9 protein-coding genes are annotated in these 14,246 nt (G+C 74.0%); 3 read left to right on the top strand and 6 right to left on the bottom strand.

Annotation, left to right across the window (positions count from 1 at the left end):
• The first annotated feature begins 222 nt into the window (after window positions 1-222).
• Window positions 223-1,683, top strand: a complete 1,461-nt coding sequence (locus ABZ930_RS35305) for an NAD-dependent succinate-semialdehyde dehydrogenase (protein WP_361557462.1) — start codon at window positions 223-225, stop codon at window positions 1,681-1,683.
• A gap of 27 nt (window positions 1,684-1,710) precedes the next feature.
• Here ABZ930_RS35305 and ABZ930_RS35300 read toward each other — a convergent pair whose 3' ends face one another.
• The 6 genes from ABZ930_RS35300 to bglX form a co-directional block, all read right to left on the bottom strand.
• The gene (locus ABZ930_RS35300) at window positions 1,711-2,907 is read right to left on the bottom strand and encodes a hypothetical protein (RefSeq protein WP_361557459.1); all 1,197 of its coding nucleotides are present in this window, start codon (window positions 2,905-2,907) and stop codon (window positions 1,711-1,713) included.
• Window positions 2,904-4,142: a hypothetical protein gene (locus ABZ930_RS35295; protein ID WP_361557456.1), complete on the bottom strand. Its 1,239-nt coding sequence runs from the start codon at window positions 4,140-4,142 to the stop codon at window positions 2,904-2,906. Before ABZ930_RS35295 ends, ABZ930_RS35300 begins: the two co-directional genes overlap by 4 nt.
• 167 nt (window positions 4,143-4,309) lie before the next feature.
• A complete protein-coding gene (locus ABZ930_RS35290) occupies window positions 4,310-5,533 on the bottom strand; it encodes an Ig-like domain-containing protein (RefSeq protein WP_361557453.1) in 1,224 nt (407 codons plus the stop codon).
• Window positions 5,534-5,839: 306 nt separating this feature from the next.
• Window positions 5,840-6,016, bottom strand: a complete 177-nt coding sequence (locus tag ABZ930_RS35285; RefSeq protein ID WP_361557450.1) for a hypothetical protein — start codon at window positions 6,014-6,016, stop codon at window positions 5,840-5,842.
• 140 nt (window positions 6,017-6,156) lie between these two features.
• Window positions 6,157-6,933: a crotonase/enoyl-CoA hydratase family protein gene (locus tag ABZ930_RS35280; protein WP_361557447.1), complete on the bottom strand. Its 777-nt coding sequence runs from the start codon at window positions 6,931-6,933 to the stop codon at window positions 6,157-6,159.
• Between the two features lie 19 nt (window positions 6,934-6,952).
• Window positions 6,953-9,214 (bottom strand): beta-glucosidase BglX, encoded by a 2,262-nt coding sequence (bglX, locus tag ABZ930_RS35275; protein WP_361557444.1) that lies wholly within the window; start codon window positions 9,212-9,214, stop codon window positions 6,953-6,955.
• 69 nt (window positions 9,215-9,283) lie between these two features.
• Here bglX and ABZ930_RS35270 point away from each other — a divergent pair, with 69 nt between their 5' ends.
• Both ABZ930_RS35270 and ABZ930_RS35265 read left to right on the top strand, forming a co-directional pair.
• On the top strand, window positions 9,284-11,182 hold the full coding sequence (locus ABZ930_RS35270; RefSeq protein WP_361557465.1) for an ABC transporter ATP-binding protein: 1,899 nt from the start codon (window positions 9,284-9,286) through the stop codon (window positions 11,180-11,182).
• Window positions 11,183-11,261: 79 nt separating this feature from the next.
• Window positions 11,262-14,024 (top strand): AAA family ATPase, encoded by a 2,763-nt coding sequence (locus tag ABZ930_RS35265; protein ID WP_361557441.1) that lies wholly within the window; start codon window positions 11,262-11,264, stop codon window positions 14,022-14,024.
• Window positions 14,025-14,246 lie beyond the last annotated feature (222 nt).

Raw genomic sequence — 14,246 nt, 5'->3', positions numbered from 1 at the left:
AGTTCCCCGCGCCCCTGGATGCGAGCTCCGCTCGCCCAGGGGCAGGGGAAGGCGCGCGAAGCGCAGCCTTCAGGGGCGCGGGGAACTGCGCGAGAAGCCCCACCGGGCGGCACGCGACCGACAACCCAACAGGGGCGCGGGGAACTGCGCGACCAGCCACCGCGCACCGGTACCCGACCGAGCACCCCGACCATGCCACCGCCACCCCAGGGAGCCCGCACCATGACCACGCCCCCCGTCATCGCCGCCGTACCGAAGGAACTCCACACCGACGGCGACTGGCACCCCGCGGCAACGCGGCGGACGATGCCCGTCGAGAACCCGGCCACCGGCACCACCCTCTGCCACGTGGCGGACGCCGGCCCGGACGACGCCGCACGCGCCCTCACGGCGGCGACACAGGCCCAGCGCGCCTGGGCCGCCACCGCCCCCAGGGAACGCTCCGAGATCCTGCGCCGCGCCCACGAGATCCTCCTCGAGCGCACCGAGGACCTGGCCCTGCTGATGACCCTGGAGATGGGCAAGCCCCTCGCAGAGGCCCGCGGGGAAGTGGCGTACGCGGCGGAGTTCTTCCGCTGGTTCGCCGAGGAGGCGGTCCGGATCGACGGCGGCTACGCCACCAGCCCGGACGGCCGCAACCGTCACCTGGTACTGCGCCAGCCCGTCGGCCCCTGCCTGCTGATCACCCCCTGGAACTTCCCGCTCGCCATGGGCACCCGCAAGATCGGCCCCGCCGTCGCCGCGGGCTGCACCATGATCCTCAAACCGGCCCCGCAGACCCCGCTGTCCACCCTCGCGCTGACCGGCATCCTCACCGAGGCGGGCCTGCCCCCGGGCGTCCTGAACGTCCTGACCACCTCCGACGCGGCCGGCGTGGTCGAACCCCTGCTGCGCGGCGGCGGCATCCGCAAGCTGTCCTTCACCGGCTCCACCCAGGTGGGCCGCATCCTGCTCGCCCAGTGCGCCGACACCGTCGTCCGCACCTCGCTCGAACTCGGCGGCAACGCCCCGCTGATCGTGTTCGAGGACGCCGACCTGGACGCCGCGGTGAACGGCGCGATGGTCGCCAAGATGCGGAACATGGGGGAGGCCTGCACCGCGGCCAACCGGATCTACGTCCACACGGCCGTCGCCGAGGAGTTCGCCACCCGCCTCACGGCCCGCATGGCCGCCCTGAACGTCGGCGACGGCACCGTCCCCGGTACCGACGTCGGCCCCCTCATCGACGGCGTCGGCCGCGACAAGGTCGTCCGGCTCGTGCGCGACGCGGTCGGGCGCGGCGCGAAGGTCCTCACCGGTGGCGAAGTCCCGGCGGGCGAAGGGAACTTCTACCCGCCGACCGTGCTCGCCCAGGTGCCCCGCGACGCCGACCTCACCACCACGGAGATCTTCGGCCCCGTCGCCGCCCTGTTCACCTTCGAGGACGAGGACGACGTCGTAGGCGTCGCCAATGACACCGAGTGGGGCCTCGTCAGTTACGTCTTCACCCGCGACCTGGACCGGGCGCTGCGCGTCGGCGAGCGCCTGGAGACCGGCATGGTCGGCATCAACACCGGGCTGGTCTCCAACCCGGCCGCGCCCTTCGGCGGCGTCAAACAGTCCGGCCTGGGCCGCGAGGGCGGCCGGGTCGGCATCGAGGAGTTCCTGGAGTACAAGTACCTCGCGATCCCCACGGGCGCGTAGCGGGAACCCCAGGCCCCGGCAGCCCGGTCACAGTCGTTCCACCGCACGGAACCCGGCGAGGCGGGACAGCAAGGAGCGTGCGGGCGGCGCGAGTTCACCCACCAGCACCGCTTCGCCCGCGTTCAACAGGCCGATGACGGCGGAGAGTTCCGGCGCCGACAGGTCCGTCTCCAGGACATGGCCGCAGGCCGCCACGAGCTGACGTCCGCCGACCTTGGACCACAGCACGCGCTCGGTGGCCCGTACCGCGTCGTCGTCGGTGAAGTAGCCGGGACGCGCGGGCGGCGGGACCGGGTCCAGGCCGCCGTTGGTGGCCTGGAGCAGCGCCTCACGGGCCACCCGGCGCTCCAGGGCCGCGGGCCGCGCCGCCTGCCGGAAGTGGTCGAGCGCCGCCGCGAGCACCGGCGGCAGTCCGGTGGGCAGATCGTCCGGCGGGTCGCCGTCCGGTACGTGGATGCCGTCCCCGCCCCAGCCCTCCTGCGGGGAGACGGGGTTCGGGCCCGGCGCGAGCAGGGAGGGCAGCCCGGTGCCGTGGCGCGTCGGCTCGCGCGGGATGCCGATGTGCACGCTCGCCGTGGCCCGGGCGGACGTCCCGGAGGCGGCCGGGGCGGTCCCCGGCGATCTCGTGTGGTGCCAGCCCGCCGGCCAGTACACGAGGTCGCCGGGGACCGCGTCCGCCGCCGACCAGTGCCCGTCGAGGCCGAGCCGCAGCCGCCGGGCGCCCAGGGCCACGTACAGAAAGCCCGCGCCGCGCCGGACGGTCGACGGGCCGGGCGCGCGGGATCCGTGGAGGAGGGTCGTCGTCGCGCCGGCGCTCGGCTGGCCCACGTGCTCCCACAGGCCGGTGAGGAAGTCCCGCTCCCGCGCCCACAGCGGGTGATGGGCGGAGTGCAGGCACAGGACCATGAGGGAGAACGATTCTCCGTGGAGCTGTCCCGTCACCCGCCGGTCGTAGGCCTCGAAGGAGGCGTCCTCGGGCCGCGGCAGCAGATCCCCGGGGTCCACCAGGTGGCGCTGTCCGGCGCTGAACCGGATCCGGTGCGCGACGCCCGGCCGCTGCGCCGCGATGACGGCGCTCTCGAAGAGCTCGTTCGGGTCGAACGGCGCACGGGGCAGTCCCGTGCCGCGGATCAGGACCGGGCGCCGGTCCCAGTACTCGGTGGCGAAGCGGGGCCAGTCCAGCGTGTCGAGGATGTCCAGGGGCGCCGGGGAGCGCGGATTCATGAGCGGCGCTCCGAGCGCTCCGGCGCCGCCTCCACGGCCCTCGCGCGGTACGACTCGACGAGCAGGGAGAGGAGTTCGGGGTCGTCGGCCGAGGTGCGGGCCGTGCGGGCCAGCTCCGCGACGGTGACGGCGCGGGGTGCGGTGCGCAGCCGGGCGAGGACGGCGTCGGCGCCGGCCGGGCGGGCCGTCCAGGCGTGGCCGTTCGCCGCCCACACCGTGTCGCCGCCCTCGCGGGGCAGCCGGACGATCTCGGCGACGCGCCGTAATCGGTGCCGGGGAGTGAGCCGGACGGCGGGCCTGCGCGGCGGCGCCGGGTCAAGACCGGCGGCGGAGCGCAGCGCGGCCCAGCGCATCAGCAGCGCCCGCTCGGGATCCGGCCCGGCCAGGGTGTCCGTGAGCAGGGCGACCGACGCGGCGAGCCGGGGCGGCGCGCCGAGCCGGCCGTCGGGAGCCGCGGGCATCGGGTGCGGCAGGGTGAGCTGCCCGTCCGGGTGCCCGGGGCGGTCGCGCATCAGGTCCGCGAGGACGTCGGCCACGAGCGGCAGCGCCGAGGTGGTGCGCGCGGGAACGCGCAGCCGCAGCGTCGTGCACCGGCCGGGCCGGTGGTCGAGGTGGCTGCCGCCGGCCGGCCAGTGGACCATGTCGCCCGCGCGGGCCCGCAGCACGTACTCGGTCCCGGTGTGCTCGGGACGCACCCGTACCGTCAGCTCACCGTCGAGCACCCAGGTCAGCGCGGCCGCGTCGGTCCGGGCCGAGGCGTCCTCCGCGGAATGGTGCCGGTCGCCGACCGCCAGCTCCGCCGTGACCGGCAGCGGGGCCTGCCCGACGTGCCGCCACAGATCCGCGAGGACGTCCCGCACGCGCGACCAGAGGGCGAAGTCGTGGCCGAGCGGATCGGAGATCGTGAGCAGCCAGCCGTCACCGGCGAGGCGGGGCTCCCGGGCGAGCCGCGCGGCGTAGCCGGCCGGGTCCCGCTCGCCGGGACCCGGCAGCAGCGGTCCGGGGTCGCGCAGCCAGCCGTCCGCCGTCGCCAGGCGCACCTGCCGGGGCGCGGCCGCCGCGATCGCGGACCGCACCAGCGCGTGGGCGTCGGCCGGGCCGAGGCCCAGCGGCCGGACTCCGGGGACCACCACCGGCTCCCGTGCCCAGTGGACCTGCGCGAAGCGCCGCCAGTCCTGACCGGGGGCGGGGCCGGAGAAGTCGTGGCCTGGTGCGGGTGCGGCGCTGGCGTTCATCGGGTCCGGGGGCTCCTGAGTCCCTCGCCAAGGGGGTTCGACGGGCCCCGCGACCTTGTCAGAGCGTTTCCCGCGCCGTCAACGCCTTAAGGAGAAGCCGTGAGCATCTGGCGCAGAACAGACGCAGCGACTCATGCCTCCCACTGGCCCCAGGAATCCCACAGGACTCAGAGGGCGCTGCCTGCCTTCCAGGCCGTCCACGAAAGGTTCCAGCCGTTGAGGCCGTTGGCCGGGTCGACGGTCTCCTCGCCGGACCGGCGCACCTCGACGACGTCGCCGACCATGGAACTCTTGTAGAACTTCGCTCCCGGCGTCGAGGCGTCGTCCGCGCCCTGCGCGTCGCGCAGCCCGATGCAGCCGTGGCTGGTGTTGCTGGTACCGAAGATCGACGAGGACGCCCAGTAGTTGCCGTGGATGAAGGTGCCGGACGTGGTGAGCCGCTGCGCGTGCGGTACGTCGTCGATGTCGTACTCGTCGCCGAGCCCCACGGTCGTGGAGTCCATCCGGGTCTCCTCGAACCGCTCGGAGACGACCATCTTCCCCGCCCAGGTCTCGTAGCCGGAGCCGCCGCCCGTGACGTCGTACGTGGCGATCTCGGAACCGTCGCGGGTCACGGTCATCGACTTCTTGCTGAGGTCGACGACGCTGATCTGCTCGCGCCCGATGAGGAAGGTGACCTCCTTGTCCTGGGTGCCGTACACCCCGTCCGCGCCCTCGACGTCCTTGAGCCGGAGCCGCAGCGTGATCTTCGTGCCCGCCGCCCAGTACGTCTCGGGCCGGAAGTCGAGCCGGGTGTCGCCGAACCAGTGACCGACGATCTCCACGTCCGGGTCGGCGGTCACGGTGATCGCCTTCTGGACGGCGGCGCGGTCGGTGACGGCCTTGGTGAAGTTGAGCGAGACGGGCATGCCGACGCCCGAGGTGGAGCCGTCCTCGGGGGTGAAGTACCCGACGAAGGTCGCGCCCGGCTTTCGGGTCGTGAAGCGGGAGGTGTGCGCCGAGCCGGCACCCTCCACCTCGGCCGTCACGGTGTAGTCCGTCCCCGACGAGGGGTTCGCGCTGGAGGTCCACTCGGTGCGGCCGTCGTTGTACGTGCCCTTGAGCGGGTCGCCGCCGTCCGCGGTGACCCGCACCGATGAGAGCGTCCCGCCGGACGCCGTCACGGTGACCGGGGTGGTGAAGTCGGCCGCGGTGGCCCCGCTCGCCGGGGTCACGGTGACCTCGGCCCTGCTCGTGGCGTCGGCCGTGGCCCCGCCCGATCCGGACTTCGCCCCGGCCGTGCCGGCGCAGCCCGCGACGGTCAGCAGGGAGGCCGCGCCCAGCGTGGACAGCAGCCCCCTCCGCGACCAGTGGTCCGGCCCGTCCGCTATTCGATCCTGAGAGTCGCCCACGCCGCTGCCTTCCTGATCCACGTCTTCTGCGGTGGGGAATGCTGCCGCGCCGACCTGGGCGGATCCTTGGAAAAAGGGGCGCTTGTCTTAATTTTCCCTTTGAGGGTGACACGCGGTGCCGAAGAGGCCGGATCGCGGACGAGGAAGCCGTGTGGAAAGGTGGTGGCGAAATGCCCTGAATGCCCGTTCACTCCGGAGGAGGCCCTCATGTCCTCGAAGCGCCGACGCAAAAAGAAGGCCCGCCGCAAGCACGCGGCGAACCATGGAAGTCGTCCTCAGTCCTGAGGGTGAGCGGTTTCGGGGCGGTCAGGCCTTCTGCACGACTCCTTCACCGGTCGCGGCCGCCCATTCCGTCACCAGCGCCTCGTACTCCGCACGGTCATCGGCGGTCAACTGCCCACCCGTACGCGCCCAAAGGCCTCGAATCTGCTCGTTGACCACATGGGCGGGGCGTGCGGAGCGCGGGGCAGGGGTGAGGGACATGTGAACGAGCCTAGGGGATCGGTACGACTTTCCGCTCCCGTAGGTGACGTGGGTATCGCCATGTGTGATGTTCGCCATGGCTGTGAGCTTCGTGTAAGCGCTGCCACGTGCCGCTCCGGGGCAGCCGGGCCGTCGTGTGATCACCACCGCCGCTGCTCGCCGAACGAGCCGTGCCGGCCCTCTCCGCCCGCGAACCGCCCGGCCCCCTCGATCCCCTCGCGCAACACTCCGGTCCCGTGGCCGAGTTCGCCCCGCAGGGCCGTCTCCTCGTCGAGCCCGTGCTGCTCCCGCACCGACGCCCGGTCGCTGCGCAGACACGCCTGCGGGAACTCCGCCAGCCGTGCGGCCAGCTCCTCCGCCTCCGCGCGGGCCCGGCCCGGCGCCACCAGACGGTTGGCCAGACCCATCGCGTGGGCCTCCGGCGCCGCGACGGGCCGCCCGGTCAGGATCAGGTCCATGGCCCGGCTCTCCCCGATCAGCCGGGGCAGCCGGACCGTGCCGCCGTCGATCAGCGGCACACCCCAGCGGCGGCAGAACACCCCGAACACGGCGTCCTCCTCGACGACCCGCAGATCGCACCAGAGCGCCAGCTCCAGACCGCCCGCCACCGCGTGACCGCTCACCGCCGCGATCACCGGCTTGGACAGCCGCAGTCGCGTCGGTCCCATCGGCCCGTCGCCGTCCGCCGCCACCCGGTTGCCGCGCTCGGTGCCGACGGCCTTCAGATCGGCACCCGCGCAGAACGTGCCGCCCTCGCCCCACAGCACCGCCACCCGTGCCGCGTCGTCCACCTCGAACGCCCGGAAGGCGTCGGCCAGTTGTGCGGCCGTGGCGCCGTCGACCGCGTTGCGGGCCTCGGGGAGGGAGAGGATCACCGTGGTGACGTGGGCGGCGCGTTCGACACGGACGGACGGCATGAGGCTGCTCCCGGCTGGACTAGGTGACGGCGAGGGTCAGTTCGGCGGCGGCCGCCGAACTCGTACCGACGTACAGCTTGAACGTCCCCTCCTCGACAAGGAACGTCCCGTCCGGATCGTTCGTCCAGAACCCCAGGTCCTCCGCGCCGAGCCGGAACCGGACGGTCGTCGCCGCGCCCGCGTCGAGCGTGACCCGCCGGAACCCGCGCAGCCTGCGCACCGGCTGGACGATGCTCGCGGCCACGTCGCGCACGTACAGCTGCACCACCTCGTCCCCCGGGCGGGACCCGCTGTTGCGCACCGGCACCGACACCTCCACCGTGTCGCCCCGGCGCAGCGCCCGCGCGGACACGCGTGCCCGGCTCGACTCCGGGGTGCCGAGGTCGAAGGTCGTGTAGCTCAGGCCGTGCCCGAACGGGAACTGCGGTGACGGCGGCAGGTCCAGGTACTTCGACGTGTACTTGTTGTCCGCGTCAAAGGGGCGGCCCGTCGACTCGTGGTTGTAGTGGACCGGGAGCTGCCCGACGGTCCGCGGGAACGACACCGGCAGCTTCCCGCCCGGGTTCACCGCGCCGAACAGCACGTCCGCGACGGCGTGCCCCGCCTCGATGCCGGGATGCCAGGCCTCGAGGACGGCGGGCGCCCGCTCCAGCCAGGAACCGACCGTCAGCGGACGGCCGTTGACCAGGACGACCACGAACGGCCGGCCCGTCCCCGCGATCGCCGCGATCAGCTTCTCCTGCGCGCCCGGCAGCGCGATGTCGCTGCGCGCCGCCGCCTCCCCGCTCAAGCCCGCGGGCTCGCCCACGACCACGACCGTCAGGTCCGCGGCCCTCGCCGCCGCGACCGCCGCCCCGATCCCCGCCGTGTCCGTGCCCTCCGGCGCGACACCCCGGGCGTACGTCACCTCCGTGTCCGGCGCGGCCTTCCTGACGGCGTCCAGGATCCTCACCGCCGGGTACCGCTCGGCCGCCGCGGGCACCACCCACGTACCGAGCAGATCCGTCGCAGCGGCGAACGGGCCCACCACGGCGAGGGATGCGAGGTTCCGGCTCAGCGGCAGGACCCCGTCGTCGTTCTTCAGCAGCACCATGGAACGGGCGGCCGCCGCGCGCGCCGCTTCCCGGGTCTTCGCCGACGGCCCGGCGAGCGCCGCGTCCTCGTCGACGTACGGATCGGCGAACAGCCCGAGCGCGTACTTCAGGCGCAGCACCCGCGCCACCGCGTCGTCGACCCGGCGCCGCGCGATCCGCCCCTCGCGCAGCAGCCGCCTGCCGTGGGTGCGGAGGTTGGTGCTCGTCATCTCCATGTCGACGCCCGCGTTCAGGGCGAGGCGCGCCGCGTCCGCGCCGTCCTCGGCGAAGCCGTGCGCGATCAGCTCCTGGACGCCGGTCCAGTCGCTGACCACCGTCCCGTCGAAGCCCCACTCCTTCTTGAGGATGCCGGTGAGGGTGTGCGTGTTGCCGTGTCCCGGGACGCCGCTGACGGTGTTGAACGACGCCATCACCGTCGCCGCGCCCGCCTCCAGCGCCGCCTTGAACGGGGGGAGGTACAGATTGCGCAGCCGGGACTCGGACACGTCGACCGTGTTGTAGTCGCGGCCGCCCTCGGCGCCGCCGTACGCGACGAAGTGCTTGGCGCACGCCGCGACGGCCGTCTTCGCGGAGAGGCCCGAACCCTGGTAGCCCTTCACCTTCGCCGCCGCGTACCGCGCGGTCAGGAAGGGGTCCTCGCCGTTCCCCTCGGCGATCCGCCCCCAGCGCGGCTCGCGCGTGACGTCCATCATCGGCGAGAACGTCCAGTGCACGCCGTTGGACCGGGCCTCCCGCGCCGACACCTCGGCGTCCGCGCGCGCCACCTCCGGGTCGAAGGCGGCGGCCTGCGCGAGCGGCACCGGGAAGGTCGTCCAGAAGCCGTGGATCACGTCCAGGCCGAACAGCAGCGGGATGCCGAGCCTCGACTCCTCGACGGCGAGCCGCTGCAGCGCGTTGGTCGTCCGCGCGCCGAAGATGCTCAGCACCGACCCGAGCCGGCCGGCCCGCGCCGCGTCCTCGACCTCCTTGGTCGAACCCGACCCCGGATTCAGGTCGTAGGCCCACGGGAGCTGCTGCAACTGCCCCAGCTTCTCCTCCACCGTCATCCGGGCGAGCAGCGCCCGCACCTCGTCCTCGTAGGGGCCCACGCGCCGCTCGTCCGCCGTCGCCGGCGCGGCGGAGGGCAGCCCTCCGGCGGCGGTGACGCCGATCGCGGACAGCAACGTCCGTCTTCCCAACTCCGGCACGTCCTGGCTCCTCGCATCCCATGTGTTGACCTCAAGAAAGGTTGAGGTCCTACTGTCGACGGCATGAGCATGGAGACCACAGCCTGGACGCAGCTGCACAGCGTCATGAACGCCCAGAACGGCGGATCCAAGAACCGCCCCTTCGCCCGCGCGACCCTGCGCCGCATCGGCGCGTTCGCGCGGCCGCACCGGCGGCGCATCGTCCAGTTCGTCCTGTTGAGCGTCCTCACCGCCCTGCTGGCCGTCGCGACCCCCGTGCTCGCGGGCGACGTCGTCAACGCCATCGTCGACGGTCACGACCAGACGCTCGTGGTACGACTCGCCGTCCTCATCGCGGTGATCGCGCTCGCCGAGGCGGGAATCGGCCTGCTCGCCCGCTGGCTCTCCGCCAACCTCGGCGAGGGACTGATCCTCGATCTCCGTACGGCCGTCTTCGACCACGTGCAGAAGATGCCCGTCGCGTTCTTCACCCGGACCCGCACCGGCGCCCTCGTCAGCCGCCTCAACAACGACGTGATCGGCGCCCAGCGCGCGTTCAGCAACACCCTGTCGGGCGTCGTCGGCAACGTGGTGACCCTGGTCCTCACCCTGGTCGTCATGCTCACCCTGTCCTGGCAGATCACCCTCCTCGCCCTGGTCCTGCTGCCGGTCTTCGTGATCCCCGCCCGCCGCACGGGCTCCCGGATGGCCCGGATGCAGCGCGAGGCCGCCGCGCACAACGCGGCCATGGGCACCCGGATGACCGAGCGGTTCTCCGCGCCGGGCGCCACGCTCGTGAAGCTCTTCGGCCGCCCCGAGGAGGAGTCGCGGGAGTTCGCGGCACGGGCCCGGCGGGTGCGCGACATCGGGGTGCGCACGGCGATGGCGCAGTCCGCGTTCATCACCGCGCTCACCCTCGTCTCCGCCCTCGCGCTCGCCCTCGTCTACGGCCTCGGCGGCTACTTCGCGCTCGACGGCAGCCTCAAGGCGGGCACCGTCGTCTCCCTCGCGCTGCTCCTCACCCGGCTGTACGCGCCGCTGACGTCCCTGGCGGGCGCCCGCGTCGAGGTCATGAGCGCCCTCGTCAGCTTCGAGCGGGTCTTCGAGGTACTCGACCTCAAGCCGCTCATCGAGGAGAAACGGGACGCCCGCGAGGTGCCCGAGGGGCCGGTGGCCGTGGAGTTCGACGAGGTCCGCTTCGGCTACCCGTCCGCCGACAAGGTCTCCCTGGCCTCCCTGGAAGAGGTCGCCTCGCTCGACGGCCGCGGCGGCGCCGAGGTCCTGCACGGCGTCTCCTTCCGCGCCGAACCGGGCCAGACGATCGCGCTCGTCGGCTCCTCGGGCGCCGGCAAGTCGACCGTCGCGCAACTGCTGCCCCGCCTGTACGACACCGACGCGGGCGCCGTCCGGATCGGCGGCGTCGACGTACGCGACCTGAGCGCCACCTCGATCCGCGCCACCCTCGGCATGGTCACCCAGGACGGCCACCTCTTCCACGACAGCGTCCGCGCCAACCTGCTGCTCGCCCGGCCGGAGGCGACCGAGGACGAACTCTGGGACGTGCTGCGCAGAGCCCGCCTGGAGACCCTGGTCCGCGAACTGCCCGACGGGCTCGACACGGTGGTCGGCGAGCGCGGCTACCGGCTGTCCGGCGGCGAACGCCAGCGCATGACCATCGCCCGGCTGCTCCTCGCCCGCCAGCGCGTGGTCATCCTCGACGAGGCCACCGCCCACCTCGACAACACTTCCGAAGCGGCGGTGCAGGAGGCCCTGGCCGAGGCCCTCGACGGACGCACCGCCCTCGTCATCGCGCACCGGCTCTCCACGATCCGCTCCGCCGACCAGATCCTCGTGGTGGAGAACGGCCGGATCGTCGAACGCGGCACGCACGACGAACTCGTCGCCGTCGAGGGACGGTATGCGGAGCTGTACCGGACGCAGTTCGCGCACGAGGAGCCGGAGGCGGTGGCGGTGGCGGAAGTGAGGTGAGCGCCGCCCGGCCGCGGACGCCGCGACCGGGCCCGATCCGACGGGACGCCGTCGCGCGCGCCGCGGCTACCCTGGCCGCATGCTGCTGGGGCGGACAGCGGAGTGCGCACGGCTCGACGACCTGGTCGACGCGGCACGCGGCGGACGCAGCGGGGCGCTCGTCGTGCGGGGCGAGGCGGGGATCGGCAAGTCGAGCCTCCTCGCGTACGCCGAGTCGGTCGCCGCGGACCTGACGCGGCTGCGCACCCACGGCACCGAGTCCGAGAGCGGACTGCCCTACGTGGGACTCGCCGATCTCTTCCGGCCGGTCACCGACCTCCTCGACCGGATCCCGGAACGGCAGGCCGCCGCCCTCACCGGCGCCCTCGCGCTCGGGCCGGCCGTCGCCCAGGACCGGTTCGCCGTCGCCGCGGGGACGCTGAGCCTGCTCGGCGCGGTCAGCGAGTCCGGCCCCGTCCTGATGGTCGTCGACGACGCGCAGTGGCTCGACCCGTACTCCCTCGACGCCCTCGCCTTCGCCACCCGCAGGCTGGGGCGGGAGGGCGTCGCCGCCCTGTACGCCGCCCGCGACGGCGACGAGGCCGCCGCCCGGCTCGCGCCCGTGGAGACACTGACCCTGGGCGGCCTCGACGCCGACTCCGCGCGCCGTCTCGTCGCCGGCGGACCGCTCTGCGCGCACGACGTCGACCGGCTGCTCGCCGAGGCCCGCGGCAACCCCCTCGCCCTCCTCGAACTCCCCGCGCTCCTCGCCCGCGGCGGCCACCGGCCCGACACCGGCGCCCCGCTGCCCATCGGCGACATGCTCAACCGCACCTTCCACAGCGCCGTCACCCGGCTCCCGGCGCGCACCCAGGACGCCGTGCTGCTGCTCGCCGTCCTCGGCCCGCGCCCCCTCGCCGGCACCGAACGCGTCCTGCGCGCCCACGAGTTGACCTACGCCGCCCTCGAACCCGCCGAGCGGGCCGGGCTGCTGACCGTGGAGGAGGGCGCGTACGTCTTCCGTCATCCGCTGGTGCGCTCCAGCGTCTATCACGGGGCGAGCGCCGTGCGCCGCTGGCAGGCCCACCGCACCGTCGCCCACGCCCTGCGGGACGCCACGGCGCCCACCGCTCTCGAGCGGTACGCCTGGCATCTGGCCGAGTCCGGCGCCGACCCCGACGAAGAGGTGGCCGCCGCACTGGAACGCGCCGCGTCCGGCGGGCCCGGCAGCCTCACCCTGCCGCTCGCCGCCCGGCTGTACGCACACGCCGCCCGCTTCACCCCCGAGGACGAGCACAGGGCGCGCCGGCTGCTCGCCGCGGGCCGCGCCGCCCAGGCCGCCGGTTCCCTCGACGAGGCGGCCGGCCTGCTCGACCGCGCCCTCACCCACGCCGCCCAGGAACACACCCGCCTCGACATCCGCCAAGTGCGCTGCTACGTCGACATCCAGCGCGGCCGCACGGCCCTCGCCCGCGACCAGTTGCGCGCCGCCGTCGAGGACGCCCGGCACGTCGATCCCGCGCTCACCGCCGTCATGCTCGGCGGCATCACCTTCACCGAACTCGCCATCGGCGACCTCACCGCGGCGCGCGCCGCCTCCGCCGAGTCCATGCGGATCAGCGACGCGTTCGGCGACCCGTCCACCGCGCTGCCCGTACGCCTTCTGCACGCGCTCGTCGAACTCCTCGGCGGCGACGCGGAGAAGGGCCGCACGCTCCTCCACGACCTGGAGAAGCCGCTCGCCGCACCGGACCCGGCGTTCCCGTACCCGGTCTCCGGCGTCGGCGGCCTGTGCCATCTCGCCGCCGAGGAACTGGACGCGGGCAACGCCCTGCTGGACCGCGCCGTGCACGCCGCGCGCGCCTCCAGCACCGTGGGACTGCTCGCCCATCTCCTCGGCACGGCCGCCGTGATCGAGTTCTGGAGCGGCCGCTGGAACGCGTCGCTCGCGCACGCCGACGAGTCCGTCCGGCTCGGCGAGGACACCGGGCGCGTCCTGGAGGTGTGCCGGGCGCTCGCCGCCCAGGCCAGGACCGAGGCGGCCCGCGGCAAGGAGGCCGACTGCCGACGGCACGCGGCGCGGGCCGTGTCGCTCGCGGCCGTCACCGGGCTCCCCATGGACGCGGTCCGCGCCCACGGCGCACTCGGGCTGCTCGAACTCGGTCTGGGCCGCTTCGAGGAGTCGGCCCGGCACCTGGAGCGGGTCAGGGACTTCTCCGTCGCCAACGGTCGCGGCGACGGCCTCTATCTGTCCTGGGCCGCCGACCTCGCCGACGCCTACGTCCATCTGCACCGCACCGACGCGGCGTACGACGTCCTGCGCGTCCTCGACCACGAGGCGGGCCGGGGCCACCGCCCCGTCACCGCCGCCGCGGCCGCCCGCGTGCGCGGCATGCTCGAACCGGCCCGCGCCGACCACCACATGGACCGCGCGCTGGCCCGGCTCGACGACGTCACCGCGCCGTTCGAGCGGGCCCGCACCGAGTTCGCCCGGGGTGAGCTGCTGCGCCGCCAGGGGCGGCGCGGTGAGGCCCGGCGCCGGCTGCGGCTCGGACTCGCCCTCTTCGAACGGCTCGGCGCGAGCGGCTGGGCGGACCGCGCCGCCGCCGAACTCCGCGCCGCGGGCGGGGACGGTGTCCGCGTCGGCGGCGCGGGACACACCCCGCTCGACGGCCTCACCCCGCAGGAACTGCGCGTCGCGCTCGCCGTCGGACGCGGAGTCACCAACCACGAGGTCGCCGAACAGCTCTTCCTCAGCGTCAAGACGGTCGAGTTCCACCTCGGCAACATCTACCGCAAGCTGGAAGGGGTGCACCGCAGGGCCCAACTCGTGCGCCTCATCAGCCGGTCGGCCCGGACCTGAGGAGGCCCGGCGGACCACGCGACCGCCGGGCCGGAACAGCGGGGGTGCCCCGCCCGGACACCCCCGTCCCCCGTGTTCCCCCAGGTACGAAAGCCCCCGTCAACTTCCGTGCCCTCCACGATGACTCCCCGGCGGCGCCCCGGCCACGGTGAAAACCCTGGGATCGAGGACCAGGGGCCTACGGCGTCCGGTGTAGTCGGCGCGCGCCGGGATGCGGGGCCG

Source organism: Streptomyces sp. NPDC046716 (assembly GCF_040645755.1).
Classification (GTDB): Bacteria; Actinomycetota; Actinomycetes; order Streptomycetales; family Streptomycetaceae; genus Streptomyces.
Note: the sequence above shows the minus strand (reverse complement) of the source record. Positions and strands in the feature narration are given on the sequence as shown.

Coding starts and splice junctions, on each gene's coding strand:
- ABZ930_RS35305 (WP_361557462.1), top strand. CDS start 223: ATGACCACGCCCCCCGTCATCGCCGCCGTACCGAAGGAACTCCACACC.
- ABZ930_RS35300 (WP_361557459.1), bottom strand. CDS start 2,907: ATGAATCCGCGCTCCCCGGCGCCCCTGGACATCCTCGACACGCTGGAC.
- ABZ930_RS35295 (WP_361557456.1), bottom strand. CDS start 4,142: ATGAACGCCAGCGCCGCACCCGCACCAGGCCACGACTTCTCCGGCCCC.
- ABZ930_RS35285 (WP_361557450.1), bottom strand. CDS start 6,016: ATGTCCCTCACCCCTGCCCCGCGCTCCGCACGCCCCGCCCATGTGGTC.
- ABZ930_RS35280 (WP_361557447.1), bottom strand. CDS start 6,933: ATGCCGTCCGTCCGTGTCGAACGCGCCGCCCACGTCACCACGGTGATC.
- ABZ930_RS35270 (WP_361557465.1), top strand. CDS start 9,284: ATGGAGACCACAGCCTGGACGCAGCTGCACAGCGTCATGAACGCCCAG.
- ABZ930_RS35265 (WP_361557441.1), top strand. CDS start 11,262: ATGCTGCTGGGGCGGACAGCGGAGTGCGCACGGCTCGACGACCTGGTC.